An 18298-nucleotide genomic window follows, 5' to 3' on the forward strand; every position below is an offset into this window, starting at 1 on the left:
GAGGGAGAGGTCGTCAAGGGGTTCGACCGCGCGCCGTAGTTCACGGGCGGGTCGCGGCGGGAGCGCGTGCAGAGCGGTTTCGAGGACCGAGTGTTCCTCGCTGGAGTGGACGGGGTGGCACAGCGGGCACCCGCAGCCGCCCGAGAGGGCGAGCGCCGGCCGGCGGGCTGTCCGGGACCACTCCCGCAGGGCCTGCGCGACCGCGCCGGGCCACAGCCGCTGGTGTTCCAGGAGGACGACCGCCGCGGCGAGAGTGCCGGCGGCGCGGGCAGCCCCGGCGCGCGGCGGGCTGGTGGTCGGTTGCTCCGCCGGGTGCCGGCGGCGCGGAGCTCGGACGGCCGTCTACGCGGCATCGTCCTTTCCGTGTCGGCTGTTGACCGGCCCAGTGTGCCAACCGCTTCCCGCCGGTCGTCCTCGGGCTGGTCGTTCGAGGCCGCTGGTGAGCGCGCGGCAGCCGAGTGCTGACGGCGGGAGGGCCCTACACGTCCTCCTCGCCGAACCCGCCGCCCAGCGCCGCCGCCCGGGCGTCCTGCGCCACGGCCCGCTGGCGGACCGTCACCACCGCGGCCGTGGCGGCCGCGGCCGCGGCGAACGCGGAGACGATCACCCACGGGCGGTCCATGCAGTGCCCCGTCACCGAGTCCAGGGAGTACTGCCCCGGGCCGGCCAGGCCGAGGGCGGCGGCCGTCCAGCCCAGGAACGCCGGGTACTCGAAGCCGCCCGACATCGCGAAGAAGCCGGCCGGGACGTGCACGGTGACCGCGCCCGCCATCGCGCCGGCCGCCGCCGCACCGGCCGCGGGGGTGGCCAGCCCGAGGGCGAGCAGCGCGCCGCCCCCGCCTCGCCCAGGCCCGCGGCCAGCGCGGCGGGCTTGCCCGGCCGGAAGCCCATGTGCTCCATCGCCCCGGAGGTCGCCTCCAGACCGCCCCCGCCGAACCAGCCGAACAGCTTCTGCGCCCCGTGGGCGAACAGCACCGACCCCGCGCCCAGCCGCAGCGCGAGCAGTCCCAGGTCCTTGCGGCAGTCGGACGACGCCATGACCGCACCTCTCCGTCCCGGGCCCGGCCCGGCGCGCGGACCCCGTCCTGCCCAGTGTGTGCGGGTGCGGCCGGTCCGTCCGGCCGGGTGGGTCCGTTCGGGGGACCCGCGGCCCGCCGTGACCGGCCGGCGGGGCGGCCCGCGGCGATCGGCGCGCGGCTCGGTGAGGCGGGCGGGGGGCGATCGGCGCGCGGCTCGGAGAGGGGGCCGGGCCGGTACGGTCAGGCCTGCCGGTTCCAGGCGGTCAGCACGTGCCGGCCGTGCTCGACGCCCAGCCGGCTGACGGTGCCGGTGGCGAGCTGGAAGAGGGCGCCGTCGGCCGGCGGCAGCCCCAGGCGGCGCGCCGTGAGCACCCGCAGGAAGTGCGCGTGCGACACCAGGACGACGTCGCCGCCGTCGCCGTTGATGAACGCCGCCTCCACCCGGGCCAGCACCCGGTCGGCCCGCTCGCCGACCTGCTCCGGGGTCTCCCCCGGGTGGCCCTCCGGCCCCGGCGCGACCCCGTCGGCCCAGATGTCCCAGCCCGGACGGCCGCGGTGGATGTCGTGCGTGGTGACGCCCTCGTAGCCGCCGTAGTCCCACTCGTGCAGGTCGGGGTCGACCCGCACCCGGTCCAGACCGGCCAGCTTCGCGGTCTGCTGGGCGCGCTGGAGGGGGCTGGCGATGACGCAGGAGACGTGACGGGAGGCCAGCAGCGGGGCGAGGGAACGGGCCTGCTCCTCGCCGTCCGGTGTCAGCGGCAGGTCCGTGTAGCTCGTGTGCTGTCCCGACAGCGTCCACTCGGTCTCGCCGTGCCGGATCAGGACCAGCTCACCCATAGGACACCTCCTGTTGCGCCGTGCGCGTTCCCCCCGGCGATCATAAACGGCACGTCCGCCGGGGTTCGGTGCGTGCCGCCGTTCGGTGAACAGCCAGCGGTGCGAAAGGCTTCCCCTCACGCACCGTCAGTACGATGAGGTGCGGGCGCCCCCGCCGGCCGGCACGCCCGCGGCCCGGCGCCGCTCCCGTGGCGGCCGGTCCGCGCCGGACCGGCCAAGCGACCAGTACAGGAGCCGGAATGAACGACGCACCCCGCCCTTACGACGTAGTCGTCATCGGAGCGGGACCGGTCGGGGAGAACCTGGCGGACCGCACCCGCGCGGCCGGGCTGAGCACCGTGATCGTGGAGAGCGAACTGGCCGGCGGCGAGTGCTCCTACTGGGCGTGCATGCCCAGCAAGGCGCTGCTGCGGCCGGTGATCGCCCGGGCCGACGCGCGGCGGCTGCCGGGCCTGGCCGGGGCGGTGGCCGGGCCGCTGGACTCCGAGCAGGTCCTCGCCCGGCGCGACGAGTTCACCTCGCACTGGAAGGACGACGGCCAGGTCGCCTGGCTGGAGTCGGCCGGCATCGACCTGGTGCGCGGCCGGGGCCGGCTGGACGGCCCGCGCCAGGTCGTGGTGGACACGCCGGACGGCGGCACGGTGCGGCTGACCGCCCGGCACGCGGTCGCCGTGTGCACCGGCACCACCGCGGCGCTGCCGGACCTCCCCGGGCTGGCCGACGTCGAGCCCTGGACCAGCAGGGAGGCCACCAGCGCCAAGAAGGTGCCGGAGAGCCTGGTGGTGGTCGGCGGGGGCGTGGTGGCCGTGGAGATGGCCACCGCATGGCAGGCGCTGGGCGCGCGCGTCACCGTACTGGTGCGCGGCGGCGGCCTGCTGGCCCGGATGGAGCCGTTCGCCGGGGAGCTGGCGGCCGACGCGCTGCGGGAGGCCGGGGCCGAGGTGCGGTTCGGTGTGTCGGTCACCTCCGCCGTGCGGGAGGGCCGCCAGGTGCGGGTGGGCCTGGACGACGGCGGTGAACTGAGCGCGGACGAGATCCTCTTCGCCGTCGGGCGGGATCCGCACACCGGCGGGATCGGCCTGGACACGGTGGGGCTCACCCCGGGCGGCTGGCTGGAGGTCGACGACACCTGCCGGGTGACGGCCGTCGCGGACGGCTGGCTCTACGCGGCCGGCGACGTCAACCACCGGGCGCTGCTGACCCACCAGGGCAAGTACCAGGGGCGGATGGCGGGTGCGGCCATCGCCGCCCGGGCCAAGGGCGAGCCGGTGGACGACGCGCCCTGGGGCTCCTGCGTGGCCACCGCCGACCACGCGGCGGTGCCGCAGGTCGTCTTCACCGACCCGGAGATCGCCTCGGTGGGGCTCACCGCGGCGGAGGCGGAGCGGTCCGGGGCGCGGGTGCGGGTGGTCGACTACGACCTCGCCCAGGTGTCCGGCGCGAGCCTCTACGGCGACTCCTACCGGGGGCGGGCGCGGATGGTGGTGGACCTCGACCGGCAGGTGCTGCTCGGCGTCACCTTCGTCGGACCGGGCGTCGGGGAGCTGCTGCACTCCGCGACGGTCGCGGTGGCCGGCGAGGTCCCGGTGGCGCGGCTGTGGCACGCGGTCCCGGCCTACCCGACGATCAGCGAGGTGTGGCTGCGGCTGCTGGAGACGCTGCGCGGCTGAGCCGGCGGTACGGCGCGCCCCGCGGCTTCCACCGCTGAGCGCGCCCTGCGCGCGGCTCCGGGTACCCCGTGCGCCGCGGGCTCAGCCCGCGGCGCCGGGGGCCGTCACCAGGTGGAAGACGGTGGCGCGGCGCCGGGTGAAGCCCAGCGCCTCGTACAGCCGGATCGCGCCGGGGTTCTCGGCGGCCGAGTGCAGGAACGGCGTGTCGCCCCGGGCCCCGATCCCGGCCGCCACGTGCCGCACCAGCCGGCCGGCCAGGCCCTGCCCGCGGTGGCCGGCGTCGGTGCACACCGCGCTGATCTCGGTCCAGCCCGGCAGGCTCAGCCGCTCGCCGGCCATCGCCACCAGCTCGCCGCCGCGGCGGATCCCGACGTAGGAGCCGGTCTCCACGGTCCGCGGCCGGAAGGGGCCGGGCCGGGTGCGGGCCACCAGGTCCAGCATCTCCGGGACGTCGGCCGCGCCGAGCGCCACGGCCTCGGCGTCGCGCTCGCCCCGCACGGTGGTGGCGACCAGCTGCACGCCCTGGATGGGCTCGCCGCTCCAGCCCTCCGGCAGCTGCTCCACCCCGACGAGCGTGACCGTGCCGCCGGGGCCGACCAGCTCGGCCAGATCGGTCCAGGCGCGCGGATCGGCGGCGTCGGAGAGCGCCGCGAACGGCGCGACCTCGTCCCTGTAGCGCCGGGCCAGGCCCAGCTCCACGCCCAGGTGGCGGTGGGCGCCGCCGAGGGCCGTCCAGACCGGGCTGTCCAGGACGTGGCCGCCGCGCGCCGCGGCCTCCCGAACGGCGGGTGCCATCGCCTGGGGGAAGGCCGGTACGGGCGGCAGCGGGTCGTACGGGGGCTGGAGGCTGGTCGACATCGGCGGCGTTTCACTCCGTTTCGTTCGCGCGGCCCTCGCGCGGCTCATGGGGACAACGTCCGACCCGGCCCCGGAAAATCCCGCTGCCCGGCATCGGCCGCCACGGATCGCCCGGGCGGCCCATCCCGCCGGCCCGTCGCGAGGTGCCCGCCCCGCCCCACGCAGCCCTGCCCGGCCCTCTCGGGTCTCAGCCCGCCTTGCGCCGCGGCGCCGCCTTCCTGGCCGGCTCCTTCGCCGGCTTCTTCCTGGCCGCAGCCTTCTTCGCGGTCGTCTTCCGCGGCTTCCCGGGCGCGGCCCTGCCGGCCGTCCTCCCGGCGCCACCGCGCCCCCCGGCGGCCGGGCCGCCGCGACGGGACCCGTCCTCGGCCGGCCGGGCCTTCTCCACCGAGGCCCGCAGCGCCGACATCAGGTCCACCACCTGGCCGCCGGGCTCCTCCGCGGCGGCGGGCGGCTCCGCGCCCTCCAGCTTCGCGGCGACCAGCGCCTCCACCGCCTGCGCGTACTCGTCGTGGTAGGAGGCCAGGTCGGCCTCGCCGAGGGTGTCGATGAGCGTGTCGGCGAGCTTCAGCTCCGAGTCGCTGATCGCCACCCGGCCCTTGGGCGCGGAGTCGGCGGGCGCGTTCAGCTCGTCCGGCCAGCGCAGCGTGTGCAGCAGCAGCACGTCGCCGCGGGCCCGGACCAGGGCCAGGTGCTCGGCGTTGCGCATGGCGAACTTGCCGACCGCCGCCTTGCCCGACTCCGCCAGCGCCTGGCGCATCAGCACGTACGGCTTGTGCGCCGTTGGGGAGGCGGGGGCGAGGAAGTACGGCGTGGCCAGCTGCATCGCGTCCACCGAGCCCACGTCCACGAAGCCGGTCACCTCGATCGTCTTCGCGGTCGGCAGCGGCAGCGCCTTGAGGTCGGCGTCGCTCACCTCCACCAGGCGTTCGTCCGGCGTCTCGTAGGCGCGTCCGATCTCGGCGGTCTCCAGTACCTCGCCGTCCAGCTCGCAGGTCTTCTGGTAGCGGACGCGCCCCTGGTCCTCCCGGTGGATCTGGCGGAAGCCGATCCGGTGGCTGCTGACGGCCGAGCCGAGCTTGACCGGTATCGAGACGAGCCCGAAGGCCAGGTTCCCGGTCCAGACACTGCGCATAGGAATGTCCTTTTTGTCAGCCTATGGGATCTTAATCGTATGCCGATCACCGAGGTCGAGGGGCGCCGGATCACCCTCAGCCACCTCGACCGGGTGCTGTGGCCGGCCACCGGCACCACCAAGGGGGAGCTGCTGCACTACTACGTGACGGCCGCCGACGTCCTCCTGCCGCACGTGCGCGGACGGCTGGCGAGCTTCGTCCGCACCCCGGACGGCGTGGACGGCCAGCGGTTCTTCCAGAAACGCCCGCCCGCCGGCACACCCGACTGGGTGCGGACCACCGAGCGGGTGCGCAGCGGCGGCGAGCTGATGTCCCAGGTCGACGTGGCGGACCTGGCCACGCTGGTGTGGGCGGGGAACCTGTCGTGCGTCGAGATCCACACCCCGCAGTGGAAGACGGCCGATCCGGACAGCGCCGACCGGCTGGTCCTCGACCTCGACCCCGGTCCCGGCGCCGGCATCGCCGACTGCGCCCGCGTCGCCCTGGAACTGCGCGAGCGGCTGGCCGCCGACGGCATCACCGCCTGGGCCAAGACCACCGGCTCGAAGGGCCTCCACCTGCTGGCCGGGCTGCGCGGCGCCACCTCGCGCGCCGCCAGCGGGTACGCGCGGCGGATCGCCACGGAGCTGGAGCGGGCCGAGCCCTCGCGGGTGGTGGCGCGGATGGCCAAGGCGGACCGGCGCGGCCGGGTCTTCATCGACTGGTCCCAGAACTCCGCCAGCAAGACCACCGCCGCCCCCTACACCGTACGGGCCCGGCCCCGTCCCACCGTCTCGGCGCCGCTGGCGTGGGAGGAGGTCGAGGAGCTGCGGAAACCGGGCGGCGCGGAGTTCGCGGCCGGGCTCACCCTCGACCGGATGCCGGACCGGCTGGAGCGCGCCGGCGACCTGCTCGCCGGGCTGCTCGACCCCGCGGCCGAGGCGGCGCTGCCGGGCTGAGACGGGCCGCGGAGCGGGGGTGGGCCGGATACGCGGGGTGCGCCGGATACGCGGGATGCGCGGGGTGCTCCGGGCGGGCCGGGGTGCCGATGCGCCCGGATGTGCCCGGGTGCGCTGAGCGTGCCGGGTGTGCCGGATGTGGGGAGTGCGCCCGGGGGCGTCGCCGGGGGAGCGAGGTGTTCCGCCGGTGCTGTCCGCGCCCGGACGCGGCGCCGGGCGGGCCGTCCGCCTCGGCGGGGCGAGGACCGGGCCGCCCGCCCCGGCGCGCCGGGGCGTCCCCCCTCCTACTGCTGTCCGCGGGCGCCCAGGTGTGCCGCCAGCTCCTTCTCGTCCTCGTCGTTGAGCGAGGTCTTGAGGATGGTGCCGCCGTAGGGCTGCATGGCGTCGGCGAACTTGTCCTCGGTGATCTTCGAGGCCATGATCACCACGGCCGCGCCGCCCGGGTGCAGCATCTCCTGCACCTGGTCGCGGAAGGAGTCGTCGATGCCGGACTTGCCCAGCTTGCCGAAGAGGCCGCCCATGGCGGCGCCGGCCAGCAGGCCGAGCCCGGGGACGAGGAAGAGGAAGCCGAAGATCATGCCCCACAGGGCGCCGGACGCCGCCGAGACGCCGACGATCCGGCTCGGGGTGTCCACGTGGGTCTTGCCCTCGGCGTCCACGGTGACCACGGCGAGCCCGTTGAGGTTCACCACGTAGTCCTTCTGGAGGTTCTGCACCGCGGTGTAGGCGTCGTCGGCGGTCTTGTGGTCGTCGTAGCCGATCACGATGAGCTCGGACATCAGGTCCTCCTGGAAGCCGGTGGGCGACAGGTTGCACCCTATGTCTGAATTGTCCCTCCGGCACGCGGTGCGGTGCCCCGCCGCACGGCGCCCTCCCGCCGCCGCGTGCCCGGCTCTCGGCCACCCGGACCCAACCGCCGTGCCAGGCCTGGCGGGTGGGTTCCGCCGCCGGTGCCTACCGGGCCGGGGCGAAGAGCCGCCGAGCGGCCAGCGCCGCGCCGCCGCGCGCCCACTCCTCGAACGGCAGCGGCCGGACGACCAGGTCGCACGCGGCGGCGGCGCCGAAGGCGCGGGCGGCGAAGGCGGCGCGGATCTCGTCCTCGTACAGGTCGTACGAGGCCACGCCCTCACCCGAGATGATGATCCGCTCGGGGCCGATCAGGTTGGCCACCGAGGCCAGGGCCAGCCCGAGCGCCCGGCCGGCGCGGGCGAAGACCTCGCGTACCGCCGGGTGCCCGGCGTGGGCCAGGCGCACCGCCTGGGCCATGGTCAGCGCCGGGTCGCCGGCCGCCTGCCGGGCCTGCTCGGTGACGGCGTGCGTGGAGGCGACCGCCTCCACGCAGCCGGCGTTGCCGCAGGTGCACACCCGGTCGGTGCCGCCGACCGGGAGGTGGCCGAGCTCGCCGGCCACCCCGTGGGCGCCGGAGACCACCTGTCCGCCCACGAAGATCCCGCAGCCGATGCCCGCGCCGACGGTGACCAGCGCGAAGGAGGAGAGGCCGACCCCCGCGCCGAACCACTGCTCGGCGACGGCCAGCGCGCGCACGTCGTTGTCCACGACCGCGGGCACCCCGGTGGCCTCCTCCACGAGCCGGGCCAGCGGCACCCGCCGCCAGTCCAGGAACGGCGAGTACCGCACGGTGCCGGCCCGGCCGTCCACGTCGCCGGAGACGGTCACCCCGACACCGTGCGGCGGCTCGGCCGCCGAGCCGCCGGCCTGCTCGTGCAGCCGTTCCACCAACCGGGCCACGGCCTGGACGACGGTGCCGACGTCGCGCGAGCGCAAGGGCGCGCGGGCGGTGGCCAGCGAGCGGGCGGTGAGGTCGGCCAGCACGCCGATCAGCTCGTCGCCGGTGATCTTGACGCCCGCCACGCGGGCCCGCTCGGGCCGGACCGCGACGAGGGTGGCCGGACGCCCGCTGGCCTGCCCGGCGGCCGGCCGGCCCAGGTCGGTGATCCAGCCGTCGGCCAGCAGCGGGGTCGCCGCCTTGGTGACCGCGCCAGGCGACAGGCCGGTGCGCCGCCCCACCTCGGCCCGGGTGAGCGGGCCGTGGACGAGGAGGGTCTGGAAGACCAGCGCGGCGGCCGGCGGCTGGTCGGCGAGGCTCATGGACCGACACTACATTTCCTCCGGAAAGGAAGGAAGCCGCCCGCCCGACCCGGAGCTTCTGGCCTCAACTCCGTGCGGGCCGTGCTGATTCCGCCGTCCGAGCAGCTCGGACGATGTCGGCGCCGTCGTGTCACACCGCTTGAAAGGCAGCCGGACGACGGTCGGTTGGCCGTCGACCTGCGAAGAATATATTGACGACGGAAGGAAACTCTGGCTACATTCGCCGCGCTCCGCGACGTGGTGGCCGGCGCCGACCGCCACGCACGCATCCCACACGCATCCCACTCAAGGCGGCCGACCCCGCCGGGCCCGAACGGCCGTGCCGCCGCGCCGAGATGGAGTGACCGATGATCCGTCCCGCAGGACCCCTACGACCTCCGCTCCAGCCGCTCGGCCGCGCCGGCGGCACGCTGCGCACCCTCGCGCTCCCCGTCGCCGCGGCCGCCGCCCTCGCGGCGGCCCTCCTCGTGCCCACCTCCGCCACCGCGGCGCCGCCGCAGAGCCACCCCGCGACGGCCGCCGGCACCGCTGCCGGCGCCTCCGCCTCCGCCTCCGCCTCCGCGGCCAAGCCGTACATGGGCTGGAGCAGCTGGAGCCTGGAGTCCACCAACTTCCCCGGCTTCGGCGGCGAGAACTGGCTCACCGAGGACCACGTCCTCCAGCAGGCGGACGTCCTCTCCGCCAAGCTCAAGCAGCACGGCTACGACTACGTCAACGTGGACGCGGGCTGGAACGTCGACAACGGCACCACCGTCTCCGACGCCTACGCCCGGCCCACCGCCGACACCAAGAAGTTCCCGCACGGCATGAAGTACCTCGGCGACCAACTCCACAAGAAGGGGCTGAAGTTCGGCGTCTACCTGGCCGTCGGCCTCTACCAGGACGCCTACAACGACGGGCGGACGCCGATCTACGGCGCCCCCGGCTGCACCACCAAGGACATCGTCTACCCCGACCTGCGCAAGACCAGCGGCTGGGACGACGTCTCCTACCAGCTGGACTTCTCCAGCCCGTGCACAGTCAAGTACATCGACTCGGAGGCCGACGAACTCGCCTCCTGGGGAGTGGACTTCCTCAAGATCGACGGGGTCGGACCCGGCTCCGGCCAGGGCGACGCCGCCCACGACAACGTCCCCGACATCAACGCCTGGCACGCGGCCCTGCAGGCCACCGGGCGCCCGATCCAGCTCACCCTGTCCTGGTCGCTCAGCCACACCCAGGCCGCCACGTGGCAGGCCGACGCCGACGGCTGGCGCGTCGACACCGACGTCGAGTGCTACTGCGACACCCTCGTCACCTGGGACAACTCGGTCAAGGGCCGCTGGGACGACGTCGTGCCCTGGATCGACGACGCCGGACCCGGGAACTGGAACAACCTCGACTCCCTCGACGTCGGCGTCGGGCCGATGGACGGCCTGACCGACGTCGAACGGCAGAGCTACGAGACGCTGTGGGCCATCGAGTCCGCGCCGCTCTACACCGGCGACGACCTCACCAAGCTCGACTCCTACGGCCTGAAGCTGCTCACCGACGACGAGGTCATCGCCGTCGACCAGGCCGGCCGCCCGGCCCGCCCGGTCAGCCAGGCCACCGACCAGCAGACCTGGTACACCCGCAACCCCGACGGCAGCTACACCGTCGCCCTGTTCAACCTCGGCGCCGGCTACAGCGACGTCACCGCCGACTTCTCCGACCTCGGCATCACCGGCCGGGCGGCCGTCCGCGACCTGTGGAGCCGCAAGGACCTCGGCACCGTGTCCGGCCACCTGACGGAGCAGCTGCCGCCGCACGGCTCCCGGCTGTTCACCTTCACCCCGGCCGCGCACGGCGACGCCCCCGGCACCCCGCTGGGCGTCCACGGCACCGCCTCCACGCCCGGCAGCGTCTCCCTGGCCTGGCAGCCCGTCAACACCGGCAGTGCCACGACCGGGTACACCGTCTACTCCGGCGGCCGGGCCGTCGCCACCACCAGCGGCACCACCGCCACCGTCGGCGGGCTCGCCCCCGCCACCGGCCACACGTTCACCGTCGTCGCCCATGACGCCAAGGGGCGCGCCTCCCAGCCGAGCGCGGCCGTCCCCGTCACCACCCCGGCCGCCGGCGGGCCCACCGCCTACGAGGCCGAGGCACCCGGCAACACCCTCGCCGGCTCCGCCGGTGTCGCGGGCTGCTCCGGCTGCTCCGGCGGCAAGAAGGTCGGCAACCTCGGCGGCAGCGGCGACTCCGTGACGATCAGCGACGTCACCGCCCCGGCCGACGGCACCTACCTGCTGCGGCTGGACTACGTCGACGGCGACTCCAGCCGCGTCGCCGTGCTCACCGTCGACGGCACCGCGGTCCAGGTCCCGGTGGCCGGCAGCAACGACAACGACTGGAGCACCGCCCAGTCCATGACCGTGGCCGTCCACCTCGACGCGGGCGTCAACACCGTTTCGGTCGGCAACCCGGGCGGCAACGCCCCCGATCTCGACCGAATCACCGTCTGACCTGGTACGGCCGGCCCGGCCGCCGGTCCGATCGCTGACGGGGTCGGCAAAGTTACTCGAATCCGCCGCCCTCGGAACGGTACGTTCCGAGGGCGGCGAACCCGCGAGCCGGCGCCGTCGCAGTTGCTTCCGCCTGGGCACCCCCGCCCGGGCCGCACCACGCTCCGGTCCGCTCGACGCGACCGTTGTGAAAGGGAGGACTCCCTCATGCCCACCACCTCCGCCCGAACCGTCAGCCTGCGGGCGGGCGGTACCTGCTTCGCCGTCGAACTGGCCGAGCCGGTGCCCCGAGTCCTGCACTGGGGAGCCGACCTCGGCGACCTCACCGACGCCGACCTCGCCGCGCTCGCCCGCACCGCCGACCCGGCCGTGCTCAACAACGCCCCCGACATGGCCCGCCGGTTCACCGTCTGGCCCACCGAGTCCGACGGCTGGTCCGGCACCCCCGGCCACCACGGCCACCTCGACGGCACCGCCGCCGCCCCCGCCCGGTGCTCACCCGCGCCGGCCACGAGACCGCCCCCGAGGGCGGCGGCCGGATCACCATCGAGCTGGCCGAGGACGGCGCCGGCCTGGACATCACCCTCACCTACACCCTCGACCCGCACGGGGTGCTCACCGCCGAGGCCGTCCTCACCCGCCGGCCGGACGCCGACCCGGGCCCCTACGACCTGGCCGGGGCGGCCCTGCTGCTGCCGCTGCCCCGCCGCGCCACCGAACTGCTGGACTTCACCGGCAAGTGGAGCCGAGAGCGCAGCCCGCAGCGCACCACCCTGTTCCACGGCACCCACGCCCGCGAGGTGCGCCGCGGCAAGCCCGGCGCCGGCTCGCCCTACCTGCTCGCCGCCGGCCGGCCCGGATTCGGCTTCCGCGACGGCGAGGTGTGGGCCGTCCACGTGGCCTGGAGCGGCGACCAGCGCTACCTCGCCGAGCAACTGCCCGAGGGCGCCGGGGTGCACGCCGCCGTCCTCGGCGGCGGGGAGCTGCTGCGGGCCGGCGAGATCCGGCTCGCGCCGGGGGAGTCGTACCGCACCCCGCGGGTCCACTTCGTGTGGTCCGCCGACGGCCTGGACGGTGCCGCCGACCGCTTCCACCAGCACCTGCGCGCCCGTCCCGGCCACCCGGCCGGCCCCCGCCCGCTGATCCTCAACAGCTGGGAGGCGGTCTACTTCGACCACGACCTCGACCGGCTGCTGGAGCTGGCCGAACGCGCGGCCCGGGTGGGCGTCGAGCGGTTCGTCCTGGACGACGGCTGGTTCTCCGGCCGCCGCGACGACACCAAGGGCCTGGGCGACTGGACCGTCGACCCGAAGGTGTGGCCCCGGGGCCTGGGCCCGCTCGCCGACCGGGTCCGGGACCTCGGCATGGACTTCGGCCTGTGGGTGGAGCCGGAGATGGTCAACCTCGACTCCGAGCTGGCCCGCGCGCACCCCGACTGGGTGCTGGCCCCGGCCGCCGGCCCCGGCTTCCCCTCCCGCCACCAGCACGTGCTGGACCTGGCCAACCCCGAGGTGTCCGGCTACCTGCTGGGCGCCCTGGACGACCTGCTCACCGCCTACCCGATCGCGTACCTGAAGTGGGACCACAACCGGGAGCTGCACGAGGCCGTGCACGGCCCGGCCGACCGGCCCGCCTCGCACGCCCAGGTCGAGGCCCTCTACCGGCTGCTGGACGCCCTCAAGGAGCGGCACCCGGCGCTGGAGATCGAGAGCTGCGCGAGCGGCGGCGGCCGGGTCGACCTCGGCATCCTCGCGCGGACCGACCGGGTGTGGGCCTCGGACTGCAACGACCCCGTCGAGCGCCAGGCGATCCAGCGCTGGACCGGCCAGCTGCTGCCGCCCGAACTCTCCGGCAGCCACGTCGGCGGCGCCCGCAGCCACACCACCGCCCGCGTCACCGTCGACACCTTCCGGCTGGCCACGGCGCTGTTCGGGCACGCCGGCGTCGAGCAGGACCTCACCGCCTGCTCCGAGGAGGAGCTGGAGCGGCTGACCGCCTGGGGCGCGCTCTACCGCGAGCTGCGGCCGCTGCTGCACACCGGCCGGACCGTGCGCGCCGACCTGGAGGACGAGGCGCGGCTGCTGCACGGGGTCGTCGCCCAGGACGGTTCGGCGGCGCTGTACTGCTGGGCCAGGACGGTCACCTCGGCCGAGGCGCAGTCCGGCCGGGTGACGCTGCCCGGACTGGACCCGGACGCCCGCTACCGGTTGCGGGTGCGCCGCGACTTCGGCCTGCCCTCGTTCCACCAGGCCGCGCACCCGAGCTGGCTGCCGTCGGCCCTGGAGGGCTGGACCGAGCTGCCCGGCGCGGTGCTGGCGACGGCCGGGCTGCCGATGCCCTCCCTCAACCCGCAGCAGGCGATCCTGGTCGAGGTGGAGCGGGTCGCGGCGGTCCACGCGGGCTGAACCGGGTGAACCGGCGGCCGGGCGGGCGTCCACTGCCCGCCCGACCGCCTTGCGCCGCCGGGACACGGCGGCCGGCCGGTGATCCAGCCCCCTGAGCCGGACCACCGGCCGTCCCGTCTGCGGCGGCCGGGCCGCCTGCCACCGGTCCCGATCGGCCGGCGCCCACAGGAACCGCGAACGCCCCTCTCCCGCAGCGCCGTTGGCCGGAAGTGGGACCAACGCCCCTGCGCGCGAGCGCCGTCGGCGGCAGGCGGACGGTGCAATTGCCGGCGGGCGACCGGGTGCTCGGGACACCGCTGGTCCGGCCGAAGCCGGGAGCGCCGCCCTTCTGCCGGTGCGCCCCGAGGGCCTCCGGCCGAACGCTTCCGGCCGAGGCCCGCGGGGGAACCCGCCCTTCGGGTACCCGGCCGCCGTGCGTCACACGTGCGGTGACGCCCCGTCCGACCAGGGCTTCTCCTGCCTGACGGTGGGGCGGTCAGCCAGGTGGTTCCCTCGTACGACGGGTGCCGACGCGTGGTGTCCGGACCCGGCACCTGAGGGAGCGCCAGGCCCGACGGGACCCGTGGTGCCCGTCAGGTCACGTCGCCACGACAGTACCGCCTCCGGAGTCTGCGCGTTGCAATTGCATGGGAAATTGCAGCAGCAAGTGCGCGGAGGGCGGCTGTGTCTCTATCGTGAATGGTGCGACGCAAGCGGAAGCTGGCGTTCAAGAGACACCCAATGAGGAGTGATCCCCCATGCAGCAGTTCGACAACGGCGTGCAGGCCAGTGCTATCCAGGGCGTCCGGTGGACCAAGAGCGGTCGCAGCAACCAGAGCGGCAACTGCGTCGAGGTCGCGCAACTGCCCAACGGAGACGTCGCGGTGCGCAACTCCCGTTTTCCGGACGGTCCGGCGCTCGTCTACACCAAGGCCGAGATCACCGCGTTCGTCGGAGGCGCCAAGGACGGGGACTTCGACCCGTTCACCGGCTGACGGCCCTGGGGTCTACGGAACGTGAAGTAGGCCCATAAACAACGTCGTTGGGCAGCCAATGCGGGCTCTCGGGTGCAATACTGACCCGTCCAGATTTTTTCGGGAGCCCGCATGTCCGCGTCGCCGCAGCTCATCTCACCCATACAGCTACTCGAACGCCGCCCGGACATGGGTGCGAAGGCCATGTCCAGGGTGCTCGGCAACTATCTGCGGGCGCTGCGCGAGAACCGCGGCCTGGTGCCCGTGGAAGCCGGCCGCCACATCAGGGCGCACGCGTCAAAGATCAGCCGCATGGAGACCGCGAACGTCACGCTCAAACCGCGTGACGTGGCGGACCTGCTGGAGCTCTACAAGGTCGACCCGCGTGAGCGCGAGGAGATCGTCGGCATGGCCGAGCGGTCGGCCCGGCCGGACTGGTGGCATCCCTACGGCGAGGTGGTGCCGGACTGGCTGCAGAACCTGATCGGCCTGGAGCGCGACGCCCATGTGGTCCGCACCTACGAGACCCAGTTCGTGCCCGGTCTGCTCCAGACCGAGGCGTACGCGCGCGCGGTGGTCCAGAGCGGCCACCGGCTGGCACCGCCCGCGGAGATCGAACAGCGCGTCGCCCTGCGCCAGGAGCGGCAGAGCCGGATGAGCGGGCCGGGAGCCCCGGTGCTCTGGGCGCTCATCGACGAGGGCGTGCTGCACCGCCCGGTCGGCGGCCGCGAGGTGATGCACGATCAGCTCGTCTACCTGATCGACGTCCTCCGCCGGCCCGGCGTGCGGCTGCAGATCGCCTCCTACACGGCCAGTGCCGCCGCCACCCCGGGCACGGCCGTCAGCTACCTGCGGTTCGCCCAGGGCTTCCTGCCCGACGTGGTCTACCTGGAGCACATGACCAGCGCCGTCTACCTCGACCGGCTGGACGACGTGGACCGCTACCGTGCCGCGCTGGACGAGCTCAGCGCGCTGGCCGCCACCCCGGCCGAGAGCCGCGCGATGCTGGAGGAGACGCTCAAGCGGTACACGTGACCGGTACGCCGCGCGGCGCGGCCCCGCCCGTGCCGGCGGTACGGCGCCGTGCGGCTGCCCCGCCGGTGACGCCGCCCCAGCCGCGCGTGCTCAGGCGAGCAGCCCGGAACCGAGGAAGTCCGCCCCCGGCCCGAACCCCGGCAGGGCGAAGAAGTAGCCGCCGCCGACCGGCGAGACGTAGTCCACCAGCGGCTCCCCGGCCAGCCGCTCCTGCGCGGCCTGGAACTGCCGCCGCACGTTGCGCTGGTAGCAGCAGAACAGCAGCCCGACGTCGAGGTTGCCGTCGGTGTCGAGCCCCCGGTCGTACGTGTAGCTGCGGCGCAGCAGGCGCTGGGCCTCGGTGGCGGCGGTGCGCGGGTTGGCCAGCCGGATGTGCGCGTCGAGCGAGGTGATCCGCCCCTCGGGGTCCTTGCCGTACGCCGGCTGGTCGGTCTCGCGGCGGCCGTCGAGCGGGGCGCCCGAGTCGCGGCGGCGCCCGATCATCACCTCCTGCTCGTGCAGCGAGACCCGGTCCCAGAACTCGACCAGGGTGCGGATGATCCGCACCACCTGGTAGGAGCCGCCGCTGGTCCAGCCGGGCTCGCCGCCGGTGCCGCCGGCGGTCCAGACCAGCTCGTCCGCCACCCGCTGGTCGGCCACGTCCGGGTTGGCGGTGCCGTCCTTGAAGCCCAGTGTGTTGCGGGGAGAGCCGGCCGGGCGGGCCTCCGGCCGGAAGCCGTCCGCCTTCCACAGCGGCACCATGCCGTCCCGGGTGTGCTTTGCGATGTCCCGCAGCGCGTGCATCACGGTGTCCCGGGAGTCCGCGCAGATCTGCAGGCCGAGGTCGCCGTGGAGCTCGGTGGAGCCGGCCACGTCGTCGTCGGGGAAGACCGGCATGGCCGTGAGCCGGGCGGGGCGGCGGGCGGCCAGCCCGTAGCGCGCGTCGAAGAGGGACGCGCCGACCGAGACGGTGACGGTCAGACCGTCGGAGGGCGCCGACGGGCCGAGGGTGGAGCTGTCGGCCGGGGGCGAGGCCAGGTCGGTGGCGGGCACCGGCCCGCCGGCGGTCAGTGCCCTGATCCGGCCGGTCAGGGTGCGCAGCAGCGCCTCCAGCGCGGCCCGGTCCGCAGCGGTGCAGGTCAGGGCGACGAAGGTGGCCGCGCTCTGCTGGGGGGTGGTGATCCCGGCCTGGTGCGGCCCCTCGCACGGGATGCGCCGGTCACGGCGGGCGCCGCCGGGCGACGCGGCCACGGCGGTGGCTGGAACGGCCAGCGCGGCGGCGCCGCCCGCGCCGGCCGCCGCGCCGCGCAGGAAGGAGCGGCGGCCGACGGGCCGCGCTCCGGCGGGTGCCGTCCTGCTGGGCGCGCCCGCGTCGGGCGAGCCTTCGACGGGGGCGTTCGCGTCGGACGGGCCCTCGGCGGAGGGGCTTCCGGGAGAGGGGTTCCCGGCAGGCGGGGTGGCGGCTGGCTCGGAGCCGGTCGTCATGCGGAGCTCCTGGAGGCGAGGAGGTCGGGGACTCTGGCGAGTTGTTCGAGGAGCCCGTCCAGCCGCGCTTCGAGCCCCGCGCGCTCGGCGGTGGGCAGCGCGGCGGGTGCGGGCCAGCCGCCGGCGCGGGCGCGGTCGGCGGCCAGCGCGGACCGCAGGGCGGTCAGCCCGGAGCGGGACCGTGCCAGCAGGCCCGGATCGCGCGGGGTGATGAGCGGGGCGAGGACGGCGAGCACCTCGCCGGTGCCCTGGGCGTTGGCGTCGAGGGTGGCCAGCACCGTGTGGCTGCCGAAGTCGCGGCGGCCGCTGAGCTGGAACTCCAGGGCGTTCTCCAGGATCTCGTGGGTGCGCAGCGGCAGGTTCCCCGGGTCGATGTCCTCGCTGGGGAAGTCCTTGGCCAGGGCTTCGGCGTCGCTGACCAGGCGCCGGCCGAGCGGCCGCAGCCCGGCGGCGGACTGGCCGTGCCACAGTCCGTACTCGATGCGCAGGAACCCGGTCCAGGACGGGTCGGCGGTGCCCTTCGGCAGCCCGCCCGGCGCCCCGTCCAGCGCGCCGTCGAAGTCGCCGAAGGAGCCGTAGGCGGCGCCGAGCCGCTCGTAGTCGAGGTGGGCCGGGAGCCAGTCGGCGCGGGCGGCCCGGAGGTCGCCGCGGTCCAGGTCGGCCGAGAGCGTCCGGGCCGCCCGCACCAGGCCGGGCAGCGCCGCGTCGACCCAGGCGCGGTACCGCTGCACCGCGGGCGTCAACTGGAGGTCCGGCAGGGGCCGGTAGCCGCGCAGCGCGCCCGTGGTGCGGCCGGTGACCTGGAAGGGCCGCGAGGTGCGGACGGTCCCGTCGCTGAGCACGCACCGCACCGCGTAGCGGCCGGCGCCGAGGGTGCCGGTCAGCGGCAGCGTGTGCGCCGACGCCAGCCACGGGATCTCGGCGTAGGCCAGCGCGCCGTCCTGGCTGACCAGGTAGACCTGCGCGAACCCGGGCGCCCGGTCGGTGACCTCGAACGCCACCGGACCCGCCGCCAGGTGCCGGGCCGGACTGCCGCAGGCCGAAGCGGTGACGGTCAGCGGGCCGCCGTGGCTGCCGCCGCCCTGGCCGAGGACGGTGGAGCCGGTGACCGACAGCAGTCCGGCCAGGACGGCGGCGAGGCCGCCCAGCAGCAGCCGGACGCGCCGGGTGGCGGGGCGGCGCGGGAAGGGGCGCATGGCGACTCCGGTGCGGGCGGGCGGGCGCGGACGGTCGGACGGGGCGGCGGTCGGACGGGGCCGCCGGGGGTCGGACGGGCGGCGGGCGGCGGGTGATCGTTCGGAGCCGGGCGGGGTGCGGGGTGCGGGGTGCGGGGTGCGGGGTGTCAGCCGCACGGTGCGGGTTCAGAACCGCCAGGCGATGGCGTGTCCATG

General features: G+C 75.4%; 13 protein-coding genes and 1 pseudogene. 6 read left to right on the top strand and 8 right to left on the bottom strand.

Annotated elements, in window-relative coordinates:
- Positions 1-478: 478 nt before the first annotated feature.
- Both BS72_RS29930 and BS72_RS29935 read right to left on the bottom strand, forming a co-directional pair.
- Positions 479-1038, bottom strand: a pseudogene (locus BS72_RS29930) (DoxX family membrane protein).
- A 221-nt stretch (positions 1039-1259) separates the two neighbouring features.
- A complete protein-coding gene (locus tag BS72_RS29935) occupies positions 1260-1856 on the bottom strand; it encodes a histidine phosphatase family protein (protein WP_037914976.1) in 597 nt (198 codons plus the stop codon).
- Between the two features lie 239 nt (positions 1857-2095).
- Between BS72_RS29935 and BS72_RS29940 the strand changes: the two genes are divergently transcribed.
- Entirely contained in the window at positions 2096-3526 is a 1431-nt protein-coding gene (locus BS72_RS29940; protein ID WP_037914977.1) for a dihydrolipoyl dehydrogenase family protein, read from the top strand.
- Between the two features lie 81 nt (positions 3527-3607).
- On the opposite strand, the gene BS72_RS29945 is transcribed toward BS72_RS29940, so the two are convergent.
- Together BS72_RS29945 and ku are read right to left on the bottom strand one after the other, a co-directional pair.
- A complete protein-coding gene (locus tag BS72_RS29945; RefSeq protein ID WP_037918307.1) occupies positions 3608-4321 on the bottom strand; it encodes a GNAT family N-acetyltransferase in 714 nt (237 codons plus the stop codon).
- A gap of 250 nt (positions 4322-4571) precedes the next feature.
- Complete coding sequence (ku, locus tag BS72_RS29950) at positions 4572-5516, bottom strand: non-homologous end joining protein Ku (protein ID WP_037914980.1); 945 nt, start codon at positions 5514-5516, stop codon at positions 4572-4574.
- Between the two features lie 39 nt (positions 5517-5555).
- On the opposite strand from ku, the gene ligD reads away from it, so the two are divergent.
- Positions 5556-6455, top strand: a complete 900-nt coding sequence (gene ligD, locus BS72_RS29955; RefSeq protein ID WP_037914981.1) for a non-homologous end-joining DNA ligase — start codon at positions 5556-5558, stop codon at positions 6453-6455.
- Between the two features lie 284 nt (positions 6456-6739).
- Here ligD and BS72_RS29960 read toward each other — a convergent pair whose 3' ends face one another.
- Both BS72_RS29960 and BS72_RS29965 read right to left on the bottom strand, forming a co-directional pair.
- Positions 6740-7234, bottom strand: coding sequence for a DUF1269 domain-containing protein (locus BS72_RS29960; protein ID WP_037914983.1), 495 nt, complete (start codon positions 7232-7234; stop codon positions 6740-6742).
- A 175-nt stretch (positions 7235-7409) separates the two neighbouring features.
- Positions 7410-8564, bottom strand: a complete 1155-nt coding sequence (locus BS72_RS29965) for an ROK family transcriptional regulator (RefSeq protein ID WP_037914985.1) — start codon at positions 8562-8564, stop codon at positions 7410-7412.
- 347 nt (positions 8565-8911) lie between these two features.
- On the opposite strand from BS72_RS29965, the gene BS72_RS29970 reads away from it, so the two are divergent.
- From BS72_RS29970 to BS72_RS29985, 4 genes are all read left to right on the top strand, one after another.
- Positions 8912-11050, top strand: coding sequence for a CBM35 domain-containing protein (locus BS72_RS29970; RefSeq protein ID WP_037914987.1), 2139 nt, complete (start codon positions 8912-8914; stop codon positions 11048-11050).
- Positions 11051-11541: 491 nt separating this feature from the next.
- Positions 11542-13455, top strand: a complete 1914-nt coding sequence (locus tag BS72_RS29975) for an alpha-galactosidase (protein WP_232792575.1) — start codon at positions 11542-11544, stop codon at positions 13453-13455.
- Between the two features lie 737 nt (positions 13456-14192).
- A complete protein-coding gene (locus BS72_RS29980; protein ID WP_037914988.1) occupies positions 14193-14429 on the top strand; it encodes a DUF397 domain-containing protein in 237 nt (78 codons plus the stop codon).
- A gap of 111 nt (positions 14430-14540) precedes the next feature.
- Positions 14541-15443 carry a helix-turn-helix domain-containing protein gene (locus BS72_RS29985; RefSeq protein WP_063836168.1) on the top strand — a complete coding sequence of 301 codons (903 nt, stop codon included), beginning with the start codon at positions 14541-14543 and terminating at the stop codon, positions 15441-15443.
- A gap of 90 nt (positions 15444-15533) precedes the next feature.
- On the opposite strand, the gene BS72_RS29990 is transcribed toward BS72_RS29985, so the two are convergent.
- Together BS72_RS29990 and BS72_RS29995 are read right to left on the bottom strand one after the other, a co-directional pair.
- Positions 15534-16907, bottom strand: coding sequence for a Dyp-type peroxidase (locus BS72_RS29990; protein WP_078901747.1), 1374 nt, complete (start codon positions 16905-16907; stop codon positions 15534-15536).
- Positions 16904-18103, bottom strand: coding sequence for an EfeM/EfeO family lipoprotein (locus BS72_RS29995; protein ID WP_051951830.1), 1200 nt, complete (start codon positions 18101-18103; stop codon positions 16904-16906). Before BS72_RS29995 ends, BS72_RS29990 begins: the two co-directional genes overlap by 4 nt.
- Positions 18104-18298 lie beyond the last annotated feature (195 nt).

Origin of the sequence: Actinacidiphila yeochonensis CN732, from assembly GCF_000745345.1 — a bacterium.
GTDB lineage: Bacteria > Actinomycetota > Actinomycetes > Streptomycetales > Streptomycetaceae > Actinacidiphila > Actinacidiphila yeochonensis.